Source organism: Ohtaekwangia koreensis, from assembly GCF_900167975.1.
Taxonomy (GTDB): Bacteria; Bacteroidota; Bacteroidia; order Cytophagales; family Cyclobacteriaceae; genus Ohtaekwangia; species Ohtaekwangia koreensis.
The window spans coordinates 1,589,932-1,611,827 of sequence record NZ_FUZU01000001.1 but is presented as its reverse complement, the minus strand read 5'-3'; the positions used below and the strand labels follow the sequence as shown (position 1 = coordinate 1,611,827).

The following is a 21,896-nucleotide window of genomic DNA, read 5'->3' as shown; positions in this document are numbered from 1 at the left end:
TCAATGGGTAGGTTGTATGAGTAATTAAGTCAAACAACCAAAACCTTTAATTTATGATCAAACATGTAAGTTATGCAGTAGCCATATCGTTGGCGATGGTCTGCGGATGCAGCCAGGAAGAAGAAATTACGACCACCAGGGCGGTGGCTCCCGAGGTTGTCAATAACCAGGACAAACGTCTTGGTGCCGGTAGCATTGCTGGTGTAAACTGGGCCGATGGCCGGGATAACTTTGTTGACGGCTGGGTAATTCCATCCGGACTGACGTCCTCTGATAATTATTCTACAGTTCAGGCTAAAGCGAATTCTATTCTCACAGCCTTTCAAACAAACATGGCGGGTGTTAACACGGTACGCCTACCAGTTAATCCGAACAGCGTACTGGAATCCTGGTGGAGCGCTTATACCGGTGCCATGGATGCAGCACTCAGTAAAAACATGAAGGTGATTCTCGCCTGCTGGGAAAGCGCTTCTTCGCGTGATGGGCGTATTGATAACACCACGCAATTTTGGAGTATGTGGCAAACCATCGTAAATAAATATGGCAATAATGCAAATGTATACTTCGAAGTATTCAATGAACCACATGGATATAGTTTGTCTGAGTTAACCACGATCTATGCTGAGTGGCTTTCGCGTTATCCTTCTGTACCACACGGAAGAATTCTTCTGGGAGGAACCGGCTATTCTGAAAATGTTACTGCTGTAGGTGCTGATAGCCGTTTCAGTAATTGTCTGCTCGCGTTGCATAACTATGCTTTCTGGACTACACATGCTACTGCTGCACAGTGGGAACAAGACTGGCAAAATCGCATTGGCAATTACGCCAGCCGTACCGTTGTAACCGAGTATGGTGCAGCGATGACTACTGGGAAAAATTATACTGGTGTCGCCAATGGCGACAATGAAATCGCCTATATCCAAGGGTCTACCAACAAATTCAGAAACAGTCAGATTGCAAGTGTATACTGGCCTGGCTTGCGGGATGGTGACAGCTATAGCATTCAACAACGCGGAGGAAGTGGCAATAACATTACGCTCACGACAACCAATAACTCAGGCGTTACCCGGATCCGTTATGGTTGGGGATATGGTGGCTTTGAACCTAATAGTTACTATCGCATCACGAACCGGAACAGCAGCAGAGTACTTGATGTGAACGGTGCTGCTACTACCGATGGTGCAAGTGTAATACAATGGACATGGAGTGGTGGTAACAACCAGCAGTGGCGTATTGTAGATATAGGTGATGGCTATCACAGGATCACAAATCGTAACAGTGGCGATGCACTGGATGTGAACCAAGGTTCAACAACAAATGGCGCACCGATCATTCAATGGCCTTGGAACGGTGGCAATAATCAGCAATGGCAAATCATTGACAACGGAGGAGGCTACTACCGGATTATCAACAGAAATAGTGGCAGTGCACTGGATGTAAATCAGGGTTCCACTGCAAATGGCGCAACAATTATTCAATGGCCATGGAATGGCGGGAATAATCAGCAGTGGCAGGTTGTTGTGCAGTAAATAATTCTAAAAGTAGTATGTGCGAGCAACGCACATGATCTACATCTGAGTTATTTACGATATTATAAAATAGGGCTGTCTCTTTAGGCAGCTCTATTTTTTTGAGATATAGTTTCGTAAGCAGACTATTATAAACCGGATGTGGCATTAACACGAAGGCAATCACTTTGCTTTCTCCTCTTACTTCAAACCTATTTCCAATACTGCGCAGCGTGCTAAAGAAGGTTGGATCACCTCGTAAAATATCACGAAAAATTTTGCCTTGTGTATATAATTTCGCGCCCTTATCTTTAAGGATTATGACCTATACCATCGATACAAATAAAGTAGTGAGTGAGATTTTCAATGACGAAGCCGTTATCGTGAATTTGGCTAGTGGAGCATACTATAGCTTTAAAGGATCTGCAATCGCAATCTGGCAGCTGATTGGTGCCGGCTATAGCGATCAGGAAGTTATTGAACAGTTTAAAGACTCGGAGTCCATCAACCAATTTATAGCCTTTTTGGTGCAAGAGAATCTGATTACAACATCGGATGTAACGGTGAAGGAACCAATAACAATAGATCTGCAATTCGTTCGTCCTGAATACAAAAAGTATGACGACATGAAAGATCTTCTGCTATTGGATCCAATCCATGAAGTTGATCAGACGGGGTGGCCTCATAAAAAAGCGGAATGAACGCTTCGCATCCAGAACAGTTCTTTAAAACTCTCAAGGCATTATATTCAAGTTCATCTACACGGCAACGCTCTGCGGTTCATGTTCGATTGGCAGAGAGTTTCCTGACGATCCATTTTTCCCGGCCTGAAATAAAAGCCTATATGCTTTCATCGTTGTCACATATACTGATTGACAACGTGCATTCAGCGGCTATTACTATATATTGCTTTGACAGTCCATTGTTGACTACATTTCCATGGCAGGGCCAAAATTATGGTGTCCAGGGTGCTATTGAAGGTTTTAATACACCTCGCTTTCAAACGGCCTACCAGCATGGATCAGGCGCTGTGATGATGTATGACCATGATACAAAAGAAGGTATATATTGGGTTAAAGACTTCAACGATATTCCCTACTGGGAGCGAAGTTTTCCGTTTCGTACCATTTTACATTGGTGGTCAAGGGATACAACCCTCCTCCTACTGCACGCTGCCGGTATAGCACAAAAATATTCTTCAGCACTTCTCTCCGGTAAAAGTGGCTCCGGCAAATCAAGCACCACCTTGTCATGCCTGTTAAGGGATGATCTGCAAATTGCCGGTGACGATTATGTACTTGTTGACACCGAGACATCCATGCTATATTCATTATATAATTGTGCTAAAGTAGAATGGGATAATCTGGAGAGGCTCGATTTTTTAAAGCCATTGGTAGATCGGAATATTAAAGAGGCAGAGAAAGCAATGATATTTATGCACGACACGTGTACAGAAAAAGTGATGCAAAAAAGCAGGCTTGACTATGCATTTGTCCCTGTAGTCTGCAAAGCAAATAAGACCACCATTGTGGAATGCACGGAAGCTGAAGTATTAAAAAGCATTGCTCCCACGACTATGTTCCAACTGCCTTCCGGGCAAACAGAAACGTTTAAAAAATGCATTGCATTAACTAAAAAACTGAAGCCCTATAGAATTGAACTTGGAACAGAGGCCTCTGAAATAGCTGCGGTCATCTCAGAGTTTTTTATTCAAAAAAGACAAGTGCTATGATGGTCTCTGTAATCATGCCGGTATACAACGGAGCTGCCTATATACAGGAAGCTATAGAGAGTATTGTATCACAACATGTAACGGATATAGCGTGGGAAATTATCATTGTGGATGATGGTTCTACAGATGCTACCAGCGAGATCATACATGCATTTCATAATCCTGATATACGGTATATTCATCAACAGCATAGCGGCCCTTCAAAAGCAAGAAACACGGGTATACTTCAGGCACGAGGCGACCTGATCGCATTCTTAGACGCTGATGATTACTGGCCATTGACTAAACTAAAACATCAGCTATCCTTCCTGGAAGAGAATCAAAACGTTGACGTTGTTGGCGGCTTGATCGAATATGTGTATATGCCTGGTTCGGAATATAGAAAAGAACAAATAAAAATTGACACACCTGTTTTTAATGTTCAGCTGGGAGGATTGATCGTTCGCAAAAAAGTATTTGATACCGTAGGGTATTTTAACGAACAGCTTCATTTCTCAGAAGACCAGGATTGGATACTTCGCATAAAGGAATCAAACGTTCCCATGACTATTTTGAATGAGACAGTTCTTTTATACCGCATTCATCCCGGAAATATGACCTTGCATAAAACTTTGAAAGACCTCGGTGTGTTACGTGCGTTGAAGTTATCACTCGACAGAAGAAGACAAAAGCCGGGAGATCCATTGAATCCAATTACCACCCATGAAGGCAAAGATTAGTGTTATTCTTCCTGCATACAACGCAGGGAAGTACATTGGTGAAGCTCTACGAAGCGTTATTGATCAAACTATACCTATACATGAAATTATTGTAATAGACGATGGCTCGACTGATAGCACAAAAGATATAGTATCTGGTTTTCCTGTACATTATTTTTATCAGGCTAACTCGGGAACGGCAGCAGCCTTAAATGCGGGCATTGAACAATCGTCCGGAGACTATCTCGCGTTTATTGATGCAGACGATGTATGGATGCCGCAAAGACTATATGTACAGCTGCAGGCATTTGAAAAAAATCCTTCGCTTGATATGGTTTTCGGGTTAATGCAACAATTTGTCAGCCCTGAATTATCCGAGGAAGAGAAAAACAAAATAGAAGTAAACACCGCTGAGGTGATGATCGGCATTCACAAGTCTGCATGGCTGATAAAGCGTGAAGCCTTCATGGGCGTAGGTGTATTTGCTGGCGGATTTCTATTAGAAGAGTTCACGGATTGGTATGCACGGTCCAAAGAGAAAAAACTGAATGAGTTTGTTGTACAGGAAGTCGTGGCCAAAAGAAGAATACATCTATCGAATACATCGCGCGTTCACAAAGATTTAAAAAAGGACTATCCACGTATATTAAAGGCCGCTTTGGATAGAAGACGACAACAAGAACAATGAAGATTTTAAGTTCTATTCGCTTTCTGATCGCTTCCTTCCATCAAAGAATATGGATCGTTGTCTTTTTCTCCGTTCTTTTATCAGCACTTCTCATACCCGTAAGTTTCTTGGTAAAGATCATCTTTGATCAGGCTATCCCCAACGCAGACATTAGTCTGTTACTAAAGCTGACTTTAACGTTAATAGCATTGATGGCTTGCAGTGGTATCTTTTCGATATATACCCGCGCAACGATAATACGTCATACGAAACGCGCTATCTCCGGTATTCGTAATTCATTAACAGCAAAATTACTCCGCATGTCACATGTCTCCTATCAACAGGCAGACCTGTCCAGGATTCACAAAGTTCTGGTTTATGATACTGAGAAGCTTGATAATTTTGCCAACGCTATATTTTCAGTCATAATACCTTCTGCATGCATCAGCTTTTGCCTGGCAGTTATACTGCTAATCCTCAATGTGCAGATGAGCCTTCTGCTATTTATAGTGGCACCTTTCATACTACTGCTTACGGAGCTACTAAGGCGCGCCTGTAAAAAAAGCCTCCGTCAGTTTCAACTTTCATTTGAGAACTTCCACCGAAAATCGCTTTTTCTTTTAGAGCTTAACAAACTCATCAAAGTTTCATCAACGCAGCAGAAAGAGGCTGATCTCCATAAAGACATTATAACCGAGTTGGAAGACTCCAGCCTGAACATGGCCATCGGCTATATAAAGATGTCCAATTATCAAGAAGTAATTTTTTCAATCAGCAGTATCATATTGCTGGCATGGGGCAGCTATACAGTAATGAAAGGCGAAATGACTATAGGCACGCTGATGTCATTTTACTTTTGCCTGTTTTTATTAAAAAGATACTTAACCACTATTGGCAACGCAGTCCCCGCTGTTTTAGAAGGATCAGATTCATGGCAGCAATGTACCAGTATATTAAAAGAAGAAAGTGACGAGATATATACCGGTATAATGCGCGGTGAGTTTGACGGAAGAATCGAATGTAAGGATCTGACTTTTTCCTTTGGTGAACTCGTATTATTTAAAAAGTATAATCTCTCGTTGCGCCCCGGGGAAACAACGCTGGTAGTAGGTCCAAATGGTTCAGGAAAAAGTACGCTGGTAAATCTGATACTCGGATTGTACCAACCACAAGAAGGTGCCCTCTATGCGAGTGGTATTCCCTATTCAACATGGGATATCCAATACCTGCGAAGTAAAATAGCCGTGGTATTGCAAGAGGACACCACGTTTCAAGGTACTATACTTGATAATATAGTATATGGCATTTCCGGGGTTGACATAACCGCCGTACAACAGGCTGTGCTGAATTCAGGTTTGCATGAATTTATTGAATCACTTCCCGATGGCCTTTATACCATGATTGGTGAGAAGGGTGCGAAACTTTCAGGGGGACAACGACAGAAGATCGCTATAGCCCGATGTTTCCTCGCTAAGGCATCACTCGTCATATTGGATGAGCCGACCAATCACCTCGATCAGCACTCAGTAGAACTTATTGCTACTACACTAAAGAACCAGGCACACACTCCATCTATACTTATCATCTCGCACACTGCAAAATTGCAATCGCTCGCTGATAACATCATTGAACTTAAAACATCTTACTCCTGATGCATACTTTACCACAGAATTTTTACAATCCGTTACCCAACGCGCATCAAACTTTATTATTAAAAGCTTGTCTTCTGGATAACGATCAAGCGATTCAACATTGGGAAAAATGGATGTCGGTAAATGGTTTCAGCAACCTGACAAGCGAAAAATCTTCTGGTATACTTCCTCAAGTATATGATCCACTTGACTTTTCATCACAACGTCTGCTTGCTTTACTATATAAGAAAATGTCTTCAGCCGGTGTCAATCATCCGTTGATCAATTCACTAAAAGGATACTACCGGTACGTATGGGTGAGAAACCAGGTAATTAAAGAGCAGCTTAAAAGCATTGTCGAAATACTCAACGCACAAGGCATAACACATCTGGTCATTAAAGGTTTCCCGATGATTGAGGCTTACTATAAAGATTTGGGGGCGCGGTCTGTATTGGATCTTGACATCATGATCCACCCTGATCATTGGTCTAAAGCACTGGTGGTTTTATCAAAAGAAGGATGGACAAGCAAAGACGCCATGTATATACCGGAAGCGGTACAAGATACATTGGTACATGCAACACACTTCGTAAAAGATATATTTGAAATTGATCTTCACATCCGTTTTCATGATTTTCCGCTGACGGAAAATACTGTAAACAGTTTCTGGAATGGGGCCGTGACGTATAAACCAGGACATAAAATGTTGCGTCCGGAACATCAATTGATCAGTGCCCTTATTCATGGCTATGATATAGGAGGCGACACAGTACTTCGCGCCATTGCCGACACAACGTATATCATTCGAAATACACCCAACTTTGACTGGAAGATAGTTATAGATATAGTGCACGAAAATAATTTACAAATTCCCGGGAAGGTCTTACTGGAACATCTGAATCAAGAAGGGTTTTGTGTTATACCAGAACATGTTTTGGCAGCGCTGCAGAATTATTCCCTCGAAAGTAAAGAAGCTAAATATTTCAGTTTGCTTACCACTCCCGATGTTGGCAACGGTTATAAACTTTTTAAGCTTCGACTACTGCTATTAAATCTAGTGAAGGTTTCCATTGTAGAAAAAGGGAAACTTCTTCTCAATACGTACAAATATCAATGGGGTGCACAATCAATTCTTAAATTAGCATATCGTACAACGCAAGTAGTCATTGATAAATTTAAATCTCCCGATAAAACCGTAGTCACAAGAAGGTTCTAGAAGTAGAAATATATTCGCTATTTTATTATATCTTAACCAACTTGAGATTACTTAATTGAGGGTAGAAGCAAATGGATACTACACCTGGCAAAAGCATTGCGTTAAATTCTGAGGCTGCGTTTAATAGTTTATTTCAATACTTCAAAAGCATAATACCGCTAAAGGAGAAAGAGAAAAACGAATTGCGTGAGCGGATGCAAGAGCGAAAGATCCGGAGAAGGCAATTTATTTTACAGGAAGGTGATATATGCAAGCACTATACATTTGTTATTAGTGGATGTTTCAGAATGTTTGGCGTAGATAAAAAAGGAGTTGAGTATAATATACAGTTTGCCGCTGAAAATGATTGGATCACCGACGTTGGAAGCTTCTTTTCTCAAAAACCGAGCAAACTGTTTATAGAAGCTATCGAACCCTCACACATTCTCCAGATCGAACGGAAAGACTTGACACACCTCTATACACATTACCACATGTTTGACCGCAACTTCCGGGTAATTATTGAAAACAAATTTGTGGAGTTACAAAATCGTGTGCTTCAAAATATTAGTTCTACAGCCGAAGAACGCTATATAGCTTTCCTTGAGCAGTACCCTCATCTGTCCAATCGGCTCCCTTCTACGCAAATAGCATCATACCTCGGCGTTACGCCAGAGTTCCTGAGCAAGATCCGAAAAGGCCTGTCCTCCAAAGATTAGTCATCGTTACCCTTAAACAATGTTAAGGGTATTTCTTAAACTTGTTTATAGGGCAAGTCGATACGAACTGCTCAACTTTGTTTCGATCTCCAATCAAAATAAGTATGAGCACTCAAGACGAAACACAAGCCATCAACACGTTGATCGATGAATATGGTAAGGCGTTGAACACAGCAGACTCCCAATCGATTATTGATCTTTATAGCGATGAGGGGCTTTTCTTCCCGAACCACTATCGTACCATTAACAAGCACCACCTAATTTCCAAGTCAGGTACATTTCTAAAAAACAACCATTTCTCGATTGTCTTTGAAATAAAAGATGTAGTGGCGAACGGTGAGTTCGCTTTTGTACAATCAACATCCACTACAACAGTCCGTAATTTGGAAGAAGAAAAAGGTGTAACGAAAACAAGTCGCGATCTTTTCGTTTTACGGAAAGAACAAAACCTCTGGAAGATATACCGCTATATATTCAACGACATGCATAAATAGCTCAATAATCACCACCAATAACATGAAAGCCGCCGTGCTATATAAACCCGGTGACCCGGAGAACTTTACTATAGAAGAAAGACCTATACCAACAGCCTGGCCCGGTCAGGTGTTGATTAAAGTAAAGGCATTCGGTCTCAATCGGTCTGAAATAATGACACGCAAAGGATTTTCTCCCAACGTTAAGTTCCCGCGAATACTAGGAATAGAATGTGTCGGTGAAGTGGAGTCCGACCCTTTAGGTATATTAAAAAAGGGGCAACAGGTTGCAGCTGCCATGGGAGAAATGGGAAGACTATATGATGGAAGCTATGCAGAATATACTTTACTACCACACTCTATTATATTTCCATTTAAGAGTCACTTACCGTGGGAACAACTTGGTGCATTTCCCGAAATGTTTCAGACAACGTACGGCTCGCTTCATCTGGCGTTGAAGATAACAAAAGGCGAAACATTACTGATTAGAGGAGGCACCTCGTCCATTGGAATGCTGGCAACACAGCTCGCAAAAAATAGTGGACTAACAGTTATCGCTACAACACGAAATTCAGAAAAGAAAAAGTTACTCCTGCAAAACGGAGCTGATGAAGTTTTGATCGATGATGGAAAGGTAGCCCTCAATCTACGAAATATACTTCCGGAGGGAGTTGATAAAGTACTCGAACTTATAGGTATATCTACTTTGCAAGACTCGCTACAATGCGCGAAGTTGGGCGGAGCCGTATGTATGACGGGGATGCTTTCAGAGCAATGGTCACTAAAGGAGTTTGCTCCCATGGAATATATACCACCTACTGTAAACCTTACGGTGTATGACAGCGGACTAATAAAAATAGAGGCTGCTCACTTTCAGGAATTTATTCAAGATGCCGAGGCCGGGAAAATTAATTTGAATGTGAGTCGTGTATTTACATTGAATGAAATTATGGAAGCACATAAACTGATGGAAAGCAATACGGCTTCCGGGAAAATTGTTATCGTTCCTTAAAACGCAAAAAAAATGATAGACATACAACAATCCGCTCATGCATACAGCCTTCAGCAAGATATAGTACAAACAGAGGAACATCGCGTTCTGTGTTTCCGGGAAGATGTCCTGGGAGGATTACAATCTTACCCTAAACATTTGAGCTCAAAGTATTTTTATGATACAAAGGGCGATGCTCTATTTCAGCAGATCATGAACTGTCCGGAATATTACCTGACACGTTGTGAGCTCGAAATATTTCGTGATCAGACATCTAGTCTCATAGCTGCCATCACAAATGCAAGGGCACAATCTTTCGATCTGATCGAACTTGGAGTGGGCGATGGTATAAAATCAAAATACCTGATACGTGAATTGCTTGACAGAAAAATAGAATTCAGATATCTACCGGTTGATATATCGGGAAATATACTCTCTCAACTCGAAACAAGTCTCTCAGATTTGCAAGGATTAAACCTTGTTTCCCTGGAAGGTGAATACTTCGATATGCTCCGAGAAGCAACGAAGATTTCGGACAATCGAAAGGTTATTTTATTCCTGGGAGCAAACATCGGCAATATGTCTGCGAAAGAAGCGCAGTTTTTTTGTAAGGATCTAAGAAGCATGCTGCAGCCGGGCGATATAGTATTGATGGGTTTTGACTTAAAGAAAAACCCACACACTATATTAGACGCCTATAATGATAAAGGGGGAATCACCCGTGATTTCAATCTCAACCTCCTGGAGCGAATCAATACAGAACTGGAAGGCAACTTTGATCTTCACCGGTTTACACATTATCAAACATACGATCCTGAAACCGGTGCGTGTAAAAGTTACCTGGTTAGCAATATAAAGCAAACGGTCATCGTGAGTGGCACATCCATATCGTTCAGCGAAGGTGAATGGATCTATATGGAAGTATCTCAAAAATATAGTCTCAAAGAGATTGAGAAACTCGCAAGCCATTCCGGCTTTAGTATGATTACCAATTTCACAGATCCAAAACGTTGGTTTATCGATAGCGTATGGATAGCGCAATGATCCATACTATATATATAATTCGAATCCCGAGAGTCACTCATGAATAACGATTTACTCCATCAATATAAACGCATACGCTTGCAATCCGAGCGCATATGTTCTCCTCTTGGCAATGAAGATTATGTCGTTCAACCCATTGTTGACGTGAGTCCGCCCAAATGGCATTTAGGCCATACCACATGGTTCTTTGAGACATTCATACTTAAACCATTCGCAAGTGATTACCGCGAGTTTGATAATCAGTATAACTTTGTATTTAACAGTTATTATGAAACGGTGGGTGCGCGTGTTATTCGCACGGATCGTGGCAACCTGAGCCGCCCATCGGTTTCCGAAGTTTTTCGGTATAGAAAATATATTGACGAACAGATGGAACATTTTCTCAGTAATACTTCTATTGATGAGCCACTACGCGGTACCATTATCCTCGGTTTGCATCACGAGCAACAGCATCAGGAATTACTCTATACTGATATAAAGTATATACTGGGTCATAACCCCTTATTCCCTGCGTATAGTGTAGATCACGAATTTACGAAACCTGCTACCAACAACGAGACACCAAAGGTTATACCTATACCTGCTGGTATTTATGAGATTGGATTCAAAGGTGATGGCTTCTGTTTTGACAATGAGTGCGGGTGTCACAAAGTTTACCTGGATGATTATACCATTACCTCAACGTTGGCAAGTAATCGCGAGTACCTGGATTTTATCCACGATGGAGGATATAGAGATTTCAGATACTGGCATGCTGAGGGTTGGGACTGGGTAAAGACCAATAAGGTTAATGCGCCATTATATTGGCATTTTATAGACGGAGCTTGGATGTACTATACATTTAAAGGTCTCAAGCATATAGATTTGAATGAGCCTGTATGTCATGTGAGTTTCTATGAAGCATCTGCATTCGCCTCGTGGAAAGGGAAACGATTGCCAACAGAAGCGGAATGGGAAATTGCATCACCGAATTTTGATTGGGGTCAACGCTGGGAATGGACAGGCAGTGCTTACTTACCGTATCCCGGATTTAAAAAAGCGGCTGGTGCTATTGGAGAATATAACGGCAAGTTTATGGTTAACCAGATGGTACTACGTGGTGCTTCCGTAGCAACGCCTGACGGACATAGCCGAAATACATATCGTAATTTTTTCCATGCACCACATCAATGGCAATTCACAGGGATAAGACTTGCCGAATAGAACGATATACTATAAATAGATTTTCTATTTATAGACTTATATAAAGCCAGTGGCAGTCCAACAATAAATATAGCCGTATACTAAAAAGTATAAGGCTATATTTAAAGCATTGTAAATGAAACTCCTTAAATGGTCATCATTAACGAATGTTTAACTTCAATATTATTTACAATACATTTCCTCACTGAGCATTCTGCATTTGTTCGATTGCTTTCCAACCCTCCGGTGTGATGCCCATGATCTCGGTAACAACACCCAGCGTTTTGTATGTATCGAAAAAAGCCATTCTTGCAATGGAATGATCGACTTCGCTGATGACTGCATAACCTTGTTCACGAAGATCGTTCGTGATCTTCTCAAAACCATTCACTGGTAAACGGAACGCATTGTGTTGAATGCCCCCTGCAGGATATTTCTCGAGGTAGTCATGAAACATACTTTTTCCAGATATAGGCTGAACGAGTTCAATGAAAGTGCCGCCGTTGTAAGTCTGCGTAGTCAGCCATTCTCCGTCAACAACGTTGCCATAGTAGGTCATATTCAGATCCTGCGCACGGACATTTTCCGGTTCAGGAAAGCCAGCGACACCAAGAGTTCTCGAAAGAAATTTTACAGCAGTATGAATGTCTGGGATTACCCAGCAGATCTGGGCGAATTCAAGTTGAGTGATGGTACCGATCGTATTCATGTTTGCCTTTATATTGATTTTGAAGAAAGTTAAAACAGATACACATATTGTCTTTTCCGAAATTTACTTCAATTATACCGGCAGGTATTTATTGAGCAATGTTCCGTTTTTATAAGAGATGGAACTCTCTAATTCTAAGATTTTTTGCTCATTAAAAATTGAGAGCCCGTTTCCAATTGCAACAGGTCTTCTGAATATATAATATTCGTCAACAAGATTCTGACTGATCAATGAACTTACAAAAGTAGCGCCACCATAAACCATGATATCCTTACCAGGTTGTTTTTTCAGTTCGTGCACTGCAGCGGCCAAGTCGCCATTTTCTACTTCCAGGTTTCTGCCTTTGATATCTGTCTCTGTGCGACTGAAAACAATTTTGCGCATACTAACCATTTGTTGTGCTAATGAATGGTGCAAACTTGCAGACTGATTGTCGAGTGTATCTTCCCAGTGATCAATGAATCCACGAGTCATCTTGCGTCCCAGTAAAATGGTATCGCAGGTTTCAGCCAATTCGATCACACGTTGTAATATAGATTCATCCGGTTTACCAATCCATTGCCAGTCCAGTTCGCCATTCGGTCTCGCTACAAAACCATCGAGACTCATTTGTACCTGTAGTTTTAATTTTCGCATAGAAATCGCTTTTAGAATTTGATGCTCTTTTATCTGCCACAAATATCAACAGCGATTGCTTGACATCGTGGTTATAGTTGCGACATCCTAAGAGGCGATTTGCGTCAAAAATTGATGCCTCATAAAGTTGAAGGTACACTTCAACTGAATTCAATGTCGCAACGGATAAAATATATAGTTATGCTTTTCAATCTTATGAAAACGTGAACATCAACTATATATGAAAATTCAAATAAAAATACTCAAAGATTATTGGCATTATACTAATTGTGTTCTATACTCACGTAAGGAACAAGTAAAAATCGTTGGCCGGATAGAATAGAGAGAAATATAGGTTACAAAAGGTTGTGCTATAAATGTCAACATCATGAATCCGATATATAGTATCAATAATTTCCGTGCTCCGTGCATTAAATAAAATATTCTGTATAAGTCAAATTCAAACTAAAAAACAACATGTTATGAGAAAGAGTATACCTACTTTGTTTATTGTCATTCTATTAGCAACCGTTACTTCCTTTTCCCAGCAAGCCTACTTTTGGACCGGGAAGCAAAAACTGATTCTAACTGCCGACTCTACACAAACTTTATTGAAAATTAAAAAGGGTGGTAAAGAAGCACGAACGTTAATGGAGGAAGCTGCAAGATTAAAAGGGGTTGACAATGCCAGTGAATTATCTATTGGTGGACAACCTTTTATTTTATTAAAGCAGGCAAAAGGAAATAAGGCGAGCCTGAATGTTTCTGATGTAGAATTCCAACTGCCTGTCTTCTACGGAAACGGTGTTCCATACTATCTGAATGGAGATATAATTTTTCGTCCGAAGAATGGTGTGGCAGTCGATCGGATCAAACGACTGGCGGAGAATGGTATATCTCAGGAAGGAAGCACTGGCCAAGGTACATACTTCTTTAAAGTAGTTAAAGGAGAAAATGTATTGGACATTGCGAATAAAATTCATGAGAGTGGTTTAGTAGAGTGGTGTCATCCGGATTTTCTGGCGCAAATAGAAAAACATCTAATTCCGACTGATCCTACATTTGGAGATCAATACTATCTCAATAACACCGGACAATTCGGTGGAACAGCAGGTATAGATATAAATGCTCCCGAGGCCTGGGATATCACTCGAGGATGTAATATAAGAGTTGCTGTAATCGATGATGGCGTTGAAGATCACAATGATTTAGCAGGAAGGGTATTGCAGGGATTTACGGTTTTAAATGCCACCGGCTTTGGTCGCCCCAATGCTGTTTGTGCAGGAACAAATCGGGTTGGGCATGGCATGGCTTGCACGGGTATAATTGCAGCATCTCATAATACGCTTGGCGTTGCCGGCATTGCACCGAATGCATTGATATACCCTATAAATATTTTTGTTGGCGGAGAAACTATAGCACAGTTGGTAACTTCTATTAACAGAGCGTGGGATCCTGCCTTTGGAAATGCAGATGTTATCAGTAACTCATGGGGCTTTAACTCGACTAACAATATACCTGCTATTGAGCAGGAAATAATAGACGCACGCACTTTAGGGCGCGTAAGGAATGGGGTAACCCGTGGATGTGCTGTTGTCTTTGCTTCCGGTAATTGGAATCCTGTCGCTGGGTGTGTTGGTTGCTTTAATGGTGTTTCGTTTCCTGCAAATGTGAATGGTGTAATCACAGTAGGTGCGATTGATAATGTAGGAAATATACATGGCTATAGCAGCAGAGGTGGAGAAATGGATTTAGTGGCACCTTCCGGTGGAGCAGCAGGAACTGCACAAATAGGTGGTTGTAATATTCCAACCGGAAACATCCGCACCATTGATAGGCCAGGTGCTAATGGGTATGATGCAGGAGATTTCTTTAATGGGTTTAATGGAACATCAGCAGCAGCTCCTCAAGTTTCTGGTGTCGTGGCATTGATGCTTTCTGCTAATCCTACGCTAACAGAAACACAGGTAAGAACATTACTACAGCAGACTGCTACCGATATGGGGTCATCAGGCTTTGATAATACATTTGGCTTTGGACGACTAAATGCTTTTACCGCTGTGAAGGCAGCAATTAATAATGCTGTCCTCTCCGGACCAACGCACATTTGCCCGAGCGCTACATTTACAGTTAGCAACCAACCTGCTGGTACAACCATTACCTGGTCGAGTAACTCAAGCGGAGTAACTATTAATAGCAGCGGAGTAGCATCGCGCGTTGGAAGCTTTAATGGTACTGCCACCATTACGGCAACGCTCAACGGTTTATGTGGTGTTGTTACGTTAACCAAAACAGTAACCGTTGGTTCGCCTTCCGCTATTTCAAGTTTGACAGTAAGAATGGGACCGCCTTCGGGTAATCAACTTTGTTATGGATATAATTTAGGTATAGCGGTTGGCAATTCTAATCAAAGTGCACAAAGCGTAACACAATACAACTGGAACTTTGGAAGCTGGGCTTCATATTTTACAGATTATGATGGATTAGGGGTATATACTTCTGTAGCCATGTTAACGGTGAACAGCTCTGCTGCACCATCACAATCTATTTCGGTAACGGCCCAAAATGCTTGTGGCATAAGTGCTCCCTACTCCAAAACTTTTTATGCAAGCAGTTGTGGAAGTTTAAGTGTAGCATATCCCAATCCGACTTCAGATATACTCTCATTGAGCTTTGATGACGCTCCCGTAGCGTTACCACGGCAGATTAGCTTGTACAGTGAAAAAACTCAAAAGGTAGTATATACTATTTCACACGAAAAACTCACTACGAATTTCAGTAATGAGAAAACATTGAATATTCCTGTAAATACCTATCCACGCGGAATTTACTATCTGCGTGTTGAAAATAGTGATCGTAAAACTGATCAGATCAGGATAGTGCTCAAATAACATAGCCAACATTTTAATATAATATAATAAGGACGGCTACTTATCAGTAGCCGTCCTTATATACCGTGATACTAAACATGATATTTATACCGAGAATTCTATTTCTGCTAAGTGTGATCCTTAAACCAGATATATTTGAGCCTTATACCTTCTGAAATATTTTCGCTTCCAGATTTGCAACTTTGAACTTGCTCTCATCTACCAATGGAAGAATAGCATCGTAAAAACCGATGATAAACAATCCGCCAGGATTGAGTGCCTGATGGAACTTTTCGAACAGTTTGAATTTGGTGTTGTTATCGAAGTAAATCATCACGTTCCGACAAAAAATAATGTCGAACTTTTTATCAACGGGATCTTTAATAAGATTATGATGCTGGAAATTGACATGACTGATGAGACTGTTATCCATTGCAATAGAATCCTGCCCCTCCCGAAAATATTTATTCAGAGAACTTGCCGGGTTGAATTGCCTATAATTCTGATCATACTCGCTTACCTTCAAAGTGTGATACTCCCCTTTCATAGCAGTCTCGATTGATTGGTTGCTTATATCCGTGGCCCATGCTCTCACGGGTTTGGCATACCGCGATTCCTTTAGCACGATGTTCATGGTATATACTTCTTCTCCAGTAGAACATCCGGCATGCCAGATGGATAATTCTTTTTTTGCAGCCAGCTCGTTTGTGAGTAGAGACTTCATTTGCTTCCAAAGCACAGGATCACGAAACATCGCGGTAAGTCCTACGCTGATTTCATCCATGAATGGGTATATAAAAGAATGATCGCGCAATATTTTCACCCACAATTCATGAACAGAGCCGAATTGAAATATATGCAGTGCCCGTACAACTCTCCGCTTTAACGACTTGGGTTCATAGCAGCTAAAATCAATGCCATGGCGTTGATGAATCGCATCTGTCAGAGATTTGAGCTCTTCATCCGATAACGTTACAAATACTGTTTCATTTGGTTCCATAATTATAGCATTGCCTGAATCGGTAAATGCAAATGAAGTACCGATGATTTAAAATTTCTCCTATATATAGAAAGCGAATATATATACTCGCGATCGAAGTGGTCTGATTGCTACCACTCACTTTAAAAATGAGGCACTATTCTTTGCTTACATTCATGGAATTACTATCCATTACCCAAATAAAGCAAGGCTTCATTGCAGGATGGCCTTCAAAAGAGAACATGATCGAACTTATATATACCTCTTCGGCCTGATCATTGAAATCATCATAAATGATATCTTCAATTTTACCTTGCACTTTCCCGACCATGACGGGTACATCACCGTACATTTTATACTGAAGCGTATTGGACAGCTTGGTAATCACGGAAGCGGATAAAATATTATCGAGTTCTTTTATAAACTCTTCTTTCAAGTCAACATCAGCATGATGATTAGAAGGTATTGTACTCGTTAGTAGTTCAAATTCTCTTTCCGAAAGAAACAGGTAACTCTTCCCCGTTACATCACCAAAGACTTCTGTGGTGACAAGAAGGCTTGCTCCGGCATGATTAAAAGATGATTTTTCAGAAAAGTAATCAGAGTCAAGCTTGTGAAGTCCCATCGTCAAATTACCGAAGTCTATTTTGTCCTTTGTCATCATGGACAAGGAAGCGGCCGCATTTGAAAAACCAGATTTATATGCCCCTTGCAAAACATCTTCTACGACTTTTCTTTTTTCCTGTAACATAATTTTAAGCGTTGACTGTTTTGTTCACCTGATTTGTAAATAATGCGTTGACTATGCCTGGAATGCTTAGCGACAAGCATACATTTCCATTACCTAATATAGTGGTTCCGCTTAGGAAAGAAATTGCATCAAAAGGTTTTCGCAAAGGCTTCTCTACAATTTCCTTTTGCTGAAGAAGTTTATCCACTATAAATCCTATTCTTTTACCATTGAAAGTAACTACGACAACTTCCAGTTTCTGCTCGCCATGAAGCTGATCGAAAGAAGCATAGCGACCTCTTGAATCCCCTACGCTTTGTGCAAACAGATCTGAGAGAAATACTATATGAATCGTGTTGCCCAAGTGTACGGTAATAAGCCCCTGCCCTGCCTTATGGACCGCTGATTTATAAATGGAAATTACCGACTCGGTATAGGAGAGTGGTATAGCATACGTTTGACTTTCAAGCTCAAACAATAACGTAGACTTAACCGCCATAGAGGATGGCAAACGCAAAGTAATGATTGTACCCTCGCCTATCATAGAGTCCACCTGTATGGTACCTCCTATAGAATCAAGTGCTCTCTTCACTACATCCATTCCAACACCTCTGCCAGATATAGCTGTAACATGATCCATGGTAGAAAAACCTGGTTCAAAAATCAGCATAATCAAGTCGCGTTCACTCAACTGGTTTGCGTCCTGCGCGTGAATGATATTCTTCGCGATGGCTTTTTGTTTGATACGCTGTGGATCAATACCCGCGCCATCATCCTTTATAGTAATGACCACGGTGTCGGATTCACTGGTGGCAGACAGCATAATATTTCCTTCTGCTGTTTTTCCTTTCTTTATGCGTTCCTCCGGTGATTCAATCCCATGTCCAACAGAATTACGAATCAGGTGAATAAGCGAATCACTAATGACCTGAAGTATATTTCTATCAATTTCTGTTTCTACTCCCTCAAGTTTGAGGTTTACTTGCTTGCTCTCTTTAACAGATGCATCTCTAACGATACGGTGAAATTTATTGAACAAGAAACCTACTTGTACAAGCCGCACATCCATAACGGAATACTGCAGGTCAGAAGAAATACGATTGAGCCTTGAGAATTCATTTGCAGTATGCGAACGGGCATTGTTGGCAATGATACGATCGCGTTCAATTATAAGTTCTCCTACCAAGTTCAAAAGATTATCCAGCTTTTTAACGGAGACTTGGATCAGATCTGAAAACGCTACCTGCGTTGATCCAACACCTGATTCAGAGTCATCACCTGCTTGTAAAGGTAGTATATCTGCGGATAGCCTTGCCGTTGCAACTTGCGTTGATGCCGGATGATGCTCAGTGCGCATTGTACCTTCCGTTGCATTTTTAATCAACACTTCCAGCTTGGTTTTGATACCACGGTATTTTACATCTTTCGGAGTTTTAATCGCTTCAATCAATTCTCCTAACACATCGGCAGCTTTAAACACTGATGAAAAAATGTCACTTCCCAGGGCAATTCTTCCATCACGGACTTCTCCAAAGAAATCTTCCATGACGTGAGCCAGCTCGGCAATTTTTTCGAATCCCATTCCGGTGGCATTTCCCTTCAGGGTATGCGTGATACGGAACAAAGCATGAACTGACTGACTGTCACCAACATTTTTTTCAACAATAGTAAGAAGTCTGTTAATCTCAGTATAATTCTCAAGCGCTTCCGCTAAGAATATTTCACGGTATTCCTGATCTTTTTCATCCTGATTCATAATGCGCTGATGATAAATTTTGGAATTTCTGTTAACGGCATCTGATGCATCGAGGATCCTGATTCAAAAGCAACCCTCGGCATTCCATATACTATAGATGAATGTTCATCTTGTGAAATTGTAAGTCCACCAGCCTCGCGTATTTTTTTTAATCCAGAGCAGCCGTCCTTTCCCATACCGGTCAGGATCACTCCGATGGCTCGTCTTCCATACATCGCACCTATCGATTCAAGAAGGCAATCAATTGAGGGATGATTATACTCTTTATATATAGCGTCACTATATTGCATCACAGGGCTCGATCCTGAAAAGCCAACGCAGAGGTTTGCATCTCCGGGCGCCATGTATATATGGTTGTTGAGCAAGTGCTCGCCATCCTCAGCAACGCTTACACGTAAGCCTGTGCTGTCAGCCAGACGAGCTGCAAAAGATGTAATGAACCGGGAAGGCATATGCTGCGCTATAATAATAGGTACAGTAATGTTCTTCGGCAGATTACTAACTATAAGCTCAATTGCACTTGGACCTCCCGTGGAAGCTCCTATAGCTATCAGATCATAGTTGAGTCGCGCTTCAAAAGTATGCGCACTCGTATTACGGCCTTCGGCCAGTTGACGAAGCTTTACATAATCCGCCAACGAGGCTTCGTGAACCATTTGCGTCAATGCTATATATTCTTGCAACGCTGTTTCTTTGCCCGGCTTATCCACAAAATCAAACGCACCTTCGCGAAGAGCATCAAATATCCTGGGATTGGTGCGATCCATAGAACTGAGTAGTATAATTGGTAACGGCATATCTTTCATGAGTCGCTGCACTACATATAAGCCATCATATTGCGGCATTACCATATCGGTGATGACAACATCCGGTTTAAAATGTTTTACTTTCTCAACACCTTCTAGTCCGTTGGAGGCAGTGGCCACTACTTCAATCGTCTCGTCTCTACGCAGCAGATCTGATAGAACAATCCGCATAAATCCAGAGTCTTCGATCAAAAGGATTTTTATTTTGGGTCCAGGCATAGGAAGTATAAATTATAGTTTCCCTACTTCCTGAAGAAGTTGCTCAGAAGTAAACGGCTTCACGATGTATGCTTTGGCTCCCAGATTGAGGCCCTCCTGTATAACTGACTCCTGTCCTACAGCGCTGATCATAATTACTTTGGAACCAAGCTTCTCTTTACTATATACTTTGAGTATATCCGTACCGATCATATCCGGAAGTATATTATCCAGTGTAATAATATCGGGTTGAAGGTCAAAAGCAAGATCGATAGCCTCCTCACCGTTGGAAGCCTGACCAACAACCTTATAGCCTGCCTGTTCCAGGTAGTCTTTTATAACAGTTCGCATATATAGCGAATCATCAACGATTAAAACATTTTTTGTCATTGGGATATAATTTTAGATGGAGTATATCATTTGTCCGGATGTAGAAATTTTTAATTCACCGGTCATACTGTTGAAGCGTGCCGTTCGTGATACTGTACCACCTACATCTGCAGCAGCTAAAAATATTTTTTTATCTACCAGAACTTGCCTTACCGCTTCAATGTTCTGTTTGCCGATGTCTGAAGAACTTTCATATACCTGCGCACCTCCTGTAATTTTCGCGCGAAGGCAGCTGAGATCGCTTCCCTGTTGCTGAAAGGCTTGCAGTAATTTATCAATCAGCAATGGAGCTCCCAGTAGTTCGTCCGTGTCTAACGAAGATGGTACAGGAATGTGTGCTCCGCCTGCAAGCTTTGTAGCCCGGTCGGTAACGAATAAACCAATGCAGGAGCCAAGGCCATAACACATATATACCACAGCCTTCGCTGTGACATTTACATGATTTATCGGTAGTATCCGCGTCATCATGCCTGCTGTGTTTGCGGATTCTGACGTTTAAAAACATGCTGCATTTCCTGCTCACCAATCACTTTGAAAATATCGATCATTATGATCAGGCGCTTATCCAGCTTTGCAATTCCGGCAATATAGGACTGCTCTGTGTGTTGATCGCCTGTAAAAACAGAAGCTTCGATGCTGGTGGAAGAAATGGATAATGTATTGGGAACTTCATATACCAGTATACCCATTTTATATTCATCGCTTTCAATTACCAGTGTAAAATTATTTTCAGACCGTTTCGAATTATGATCGGCCAAACCGAATTTATCTTCCAGATCCAGTATGGCAATGACATTACCGCGGATGTTGGCTACGCCCTTTACAAAAGAAGGTGTTTGTGGCATTCTTGTGATAACTGGTGTAATCACCACTTCCCGAATCTGATCTATATGCAGGCCGTATTCTTCTTGTCCTAACTTAAATACTACGATTTGCTGTATCCGTCCTTGATCAGCGCTAGGTTCCTTTATTTGTGTTGTCTTGCTCATTGTTGTTGCTGCA

The 21,896-nt window shown here is 41.3% G+C and carries 22 protein-coding genes; 13 read left to right on the top strand and 9 right to left on the bottom strand.

The window, feature by feature from the left end:
* Positions 1–53 precede the first annotated feature (53 nt).
* The 12 genes from B5Y40_RS06935 to egtB all read left to right on the top strand — a co-directional run bounded on the left by B5Y40_RS06935 (position 54) and on the right by egtB (position 11,862).
* The gene (locus tag B5Y40_RS06935) at positions 54–1,529 is read left to right on the top strand and encodes an RICIN domain-containing protein (RefSeq protein WP_079685950.1); all 1,476 of its coding nucleotides are present in this window, start codon (positions 54–56) and stop codon (positions 1,527–1,529) included.
* Positions 1,530–1,828: 299 nt separating this feature from the next.
* Positions 1,829–2,209: a PqqD family protein gene (locus tag B5Y40_RS06930; protein ID WP_079685949.1), complete on the top strand. Its 381-nt coding sequence runs from the start codon at positions 1,829–1,831 to the stop codon at positions 2,207–2,209.
* Complete coding sequence (locus B5Y40_RS06925; protein ID WP_079685948.1) at positions 2,206–3,240, top strand: hypothetical protein; 1,035 nt, start codon at positions 2,206–2,208, stop codon at positions 3,238–3,240. The genes B5Y40_RS06930 and B5Y40_RS06925 overlap by 4 nt, the downstream gene beginning before the upstream one ends.
* On the top strand, positions 3,237–3,959 hold the full coding sequence (locus B5Y40_RS06920; protein ID WP_079685947.1) for a glycosyltransferase family 2 protein: 723 nt from the start codon (positions 3,237–3,239) through the stop codon (positions 3,957–3,959). The genes B5Y40_RS06925 and B5Y40_RS06920 overlap by 4 nt, the downstream gene beginning before the upstream one ends.
* Positions 3,943–4,626 carry a glycosyltransferase family A protein gene (locus tag B5Y40_RS06915; RefSeq protein WP_079685946.1) on the top strand — a complete coding sequence of 228 codons (684 nt, stop codon included), beginning with the start codon at positions 3,943–3,945 and terminating at the stop codon, positions 4,624–4,626. The genes B5Y40_RS06920 and B5Y40_RS06915 overlap by 17 nt, the downstream gene beginning before the upstream one ends.
* Positions 4,623–6,257: an ABC transporter ATP-binding protein gene (locus B5Y40_RS06910; RefSeq protein ID WP_079685945.1), complete on the top strand. Its 1,635-nt coding sequence runs from the start codon at positions 4,623–4,625 to the stop codon at positions 6,255–6,257. The genes B5Y40_RS06915 and B5Y40_RS06910 overlap by 4 nt, the downstream gene beginning before the upstream one ends.
* Positions 6,257–7,453: a nucleotidyltransferase family protein gene (locus B5Y40_RS06905; protein ID WP_079685944.1), complete on the top strand. Its 1,197-nt coding sequence runs from the start codon at positions 6,257–6,259 to the stop codon at positions 7,451–7,453. Before B5Y40_RS06910 ends, B5Y40_RS06905 begins: the two co-directional genes overlap by 1 nt.
* A gap of 71 nt (positions 7,454–7,524) precedes the next feature.
* Positions 7,525–8,151: a Crp/Fnr family transcriptional regulator gene (locus B5Y40_RS06900; protein ID WP_079685943.1), complete on the top strand. Its 627-nt coding sequence runs from the start codon at positions 7,525–7,527 to the stop codon at positions 8,149–8,151.
* 104 nt (positions 8,152–8,255) lie between these two features.
* Positions 8,256–8,645, top strand: a complete 390-nt coding sequence (locus tag B5Y40_RS06895; protein ID WP_079685942.1) for a YybH family protein — start codon at positions 8,256–8,258, stop codon at positions 8,643–8,645.
* Positions 8,646–8,667: 22 nt separating this feature from the next.
* Positions 8,668–9,636 carry a zinc-binding alcohol dehydrogenase family protein gene (locus B5Y40_RS06890; RefSeq protein ID WP_079685941.1) on the top strand — a complete coding sequence of 323 codons (969 nt, stop codon included), beginning with the start codon at positions 8,668–8,670 and terminating at the stop codon, positions 9,634–9,636.
* A 12-nt stretch (positions 9,637–9,648) separates the two neighbouring features.
* A complete protein-coding gene (locus tag B5Y40_RS06885; protein ID WP_079685940.1) occupies positions 9,649–10,659 on the top strand; it encodes an L-histidine N(alpha)-methyltransferase in 1,011 nt (336 codons plus the stop codon).
* A 39-nt stretch (positions 10,660–10,698) separates the two neighbouring features.
* Positions 10,699–11,862 carry an ergothioneine biosynthesis protein EgtB gene (egtB, locus tag B5Y40_RS06880; RefSeq protein ID WP_079685939.1) on the top strand — a complete coding sequence of 388 codons (1,164 nt, stop codon included), beginning with the start codon at positions 10,699–10,701 and terminating at the stop codon, positions 11,860–11,862.
* Positions 11,863–12,043: 181 nt separating this feature from the next.
* On the opposite strand, the gene B5Y40_RS06875 is transcribed toward egtB, so the two are convergent.
* Both B5Y40_RS06875 and B5Y40_RS06870 read right to left on the bottom strand, forming a co-directional pair.
* On the bottom strand, positions 12,044–12,550 hold the full coding sequence (locus B5Y40_RS06875) for a VOC family protein (RefSeq protein WP_079685938.1): 507 nt from the start codon (positions 12,548–12,550) through the stop codon (positions 12,044–12,046).
* Positions 12,551–12,622: 72 nt separating this feature from the next.
* On the bottom strand, positions 12,623–13,186 hold the full coding sequence (locus B5Y40_RS06870) for a dihydrofolate reductase family protein (RefSeq protein WP_079687108.1): 564 nt from the start codon (positions 13,184–13,186) through the stop codon (positions 12,623–12,625).
* Positions 13,187–13,647: 461 nt separating this feature from the next.
* Here B5Y40_RS06870 and B5Y40_RS06865 point away from each other — a divergent pair, with 461 nt between their 5' ends.
* Positions 13,648–16,056, top strand: a complete 2,409-nt coding sequence (locus B5Y40_RS06865; RefSeq protein WP_079685937.1) for a S8 family serine peptidase — start codon at positions 13,648–13,650, stop codon at positions 16,054–16,056.
* A 142-nt stretch (positions 16,057–16,198) separates the two neighbouring features.
* Here B5Y40_RS06865 and B5Y40_RS06860 read toward each other — a convergent pair whose 3' ends face one another.
* The 7 genes from B5Y40_RS06860 to B5Y40_RS06830 form a co-directional block, all read right to left on the bottom strand.
* Complete coding sequence (locus B5Y40_RS06860; protein ID WP_079685936.1) at positions 16,199–17,035, bottom strand: CheR family methyltransferase; 837 nt, start codon at positions 17,033–17,035, stop codon at positions 16,199–16,201.
* A gap of 136 nt (positions 17,036–17,171) precedes the next feature.
* A complete protein-coding gene (locus B5Y40_RS06855) occupies positions 17,172–17,765 on the bottom strand; it encodes a hypothetical protein (RefSeq protein WP_079685935.1) in 594 nt (197 codons plus the stop codon).
* A 4-nt stretch (positions 17,766–17,769) separates the two neighbouring features.
* A complete protein-coding gene (locus B5Y40_RS06850; protein ID WP_079685934.1) occupies positions 17,770–19,500 on the bottom strand; it encodes a chemotaxis protein CheA in 1,731 nt (576 codons plus the stop codon).
* Positions 19,497–20,525, bottom strand: coding sequence for a chemotaxis-specific protein-glutamate methyltransferase CheB (gene cheB, locus B5Y40_RS06845; RefSeq protein WP_079685933.1), 1,029 nt, complete (start codon positions 20,523–20,525; stop codon positions 19,497–19,499). Before cheB ends, B5Y40_RS06850 begins: the two co-directional genes overlap by 4 nt.
* Before the next feature lie 12 nt (positions 20,526–20,537).
* A complete protein-coding gene (locus tag B5Y40_RS06840) occupies positions 20,538–20,894 on the bottom strand; it encodes a response regulator (RefSeq protein WP_079685932.1) in 357 nt (118 codons plus the stop codon).
* A gap of 12 nt (positions 20,895–20,906) precedes the next feature.
* The gene (locus B5Y40_RS06835; RefSeq protein ID WP_079685931.1) at positions 20,907–21,362 is read right to left on the bottom strand and encodes a chemotaxis protein CheD; all 456 of its coding nucleotides are present in this window, start codon (positions 21,360–21,362) and stop codon (positions 20,907–20,909) included.
* Positions 21,359–21,883, bottom strand: a complete 525-nt coding sequence (locus tag B5Y40_RS06830; RefSeq protein ID WP_079685930.1) for a chemotaxis protein CheW — start codon at positions 21,881–21,883, stop codon at positions 21,359–21,361. Before B5Y40_RS06830 ends, B5Y40_RS06835 begins: the two co-directional genes overlap by 4 nt.
* Positions 21,884–21,896: the final 13 nt, after the last annotated feature.

Bases quoted from the DNA above. Each gene is read 5' to 3' on its own strand.
- B5Y40_RS06935 (WP_079685950.1), top strand. From the start codon at position 54: ATGATCAAACATGTAAGTTATGCAGTAGCCATATCGTTGGCGATGGTC.
- B5Y40_RS06930 (WP_079685949.1), top strand. From the start codon at position 1,829: ATGACCTATACCATCGATACAAATAAAGTAGTGAGTGAGATTTTCAAT.
- B5Y40_RS06925 (WP_079685948.1), top strand. From the start codon at position 2,206: ATGAACGCTTCGCATCCAGAACAGTTCTTTAAAACTCTCAAGGCATTA.
- B5Y40_RS06920 (WP_079685947.1), top strand. From the start codon at position 3,237: ATGATGGTCTCTGTAATCATGCCGGTATACAACGGAGCTGCCTATATA.
- B5Y40_RS06915 (WP_079685946.1), top strand. From the start codon at position 3,943: ATGAAGGCAAAGATTAGTGTTATTCTTCCTGCATACAACGCAGGGAAG.
- B5Y40_RS06910 (WP_079685945.1), top strand. From the start codon at position 4,623: ATGAAGATTTTAAGTTCTATTCGCTTTCTGATCGCTTCCTTCCATCAA.
- B5Y40_RS06905 (WP_079685944.1), top strand. From the start codon at position 6,257: ATGCATACTTTACCACAGAATTTTTACAATCCGTTACCCAACGCGCAT.
- B5Y40_RS06900 (WP_079685943.1), top strand. From the start codon at position 7,525: ATGGATACTACACCTGGCAAAAGCATTGCGTTAAATTCTGAGGCTGCG.
- B5Y40_RS06895 (WP_079685942.1), top strand. From the start codon at position 8,256: ATGAGCACTCAAGACGAAACACAAGCCATCAACACGTTGATCGATGAA.
- B5Y40_RS06890 (WP_079685941.1), top strand. From the start codon at position 8,668: ATGAAAGCCGCCGTGCTATATAAACCCGGTGACCCGGAGAACTTTACT.
- B5Y40_RS06885 (WP_079685940.1), top strand. From the start codon at position 9,649: ATGATAGACATACAACAATCCGCTCATGCATACAGCCTTCAGCAAGAT.
- egtB (WP_079685939.1), top strand. From the start codon at position 10,699: ATGAATAACGATTTACTCCATCAATATAAACGCATACGCTTGCAATCC.
- B5Y40_RS06875 (WP_079685938.1), bottom strand. From the start codon at position 12,550: ATGAATACGATCGGTACCATCACTCAACTTGAATTCGCCCAGATCTGC.
- B5Y40_RS06870 (WP_079687108.1), bottom strand. From the start codon at position 13,186: ATGCGAAAATTAAAACTACAGGTACAAATGAGTCTCGATGGTTTTGTA.
- B5Y40_RS06865 (WP_079685937.1), top strand. From the start codon at position 13,648: ATGAGAAAGAGTATACCTACTTTGTTTATTGTCATTCTATTAGCAACC.
- B5Y40_RS06860 (WP_079685936.1), bottom strand. From the start codon at position 17,035: ATGGAACCAAATGAAACAGTATTTGTAACGTTATCGGATGAAGAGCTC.
- B5Y40_RS06855 (WP_079685935.1), bottom strand. From the start codon at position 17,765: ATGTTACAGGAAAAAAGAAAAGTCGTAGAAGATGTTTTGCAAGGGGCA.
- B5Y40_RS06850 (WP_079685934.1), bottom strand. From the start codon at position 19,500: ATGAATCAGGATGAAAAAGATCAGGAATACCGTGAAATATTCTTAGCG.
- cheB (WP_079685933.1), bottom strand. From the start codon at position 20,525: ATGCCTGGACCCAAAATAAAAATCCTTTTGATCGAAGACTCTGGATTT.
- B5Y40_RS06840 (WP_079685932.1), bottom strand. From the start codon at position 20,894: ATGACAAAAAATGTTTTAATCGTTGATGATTCGCTATATATGCGAACT.
- B5Y40_RS06835 (WP_079685931.1), bottom strand. From the start codon at position 21,362: ATGATGACGCGGATACTACCGATAAATCATGTAAATGTCACAGCGAAG.
- B5Y40_RS06830 (WP_079685930.1), bottom strand. From the start codon at position 21,883: ATGAGCAAGACAACACAAATAAAGGAACCTAGCGCTGATCAAGGACGG.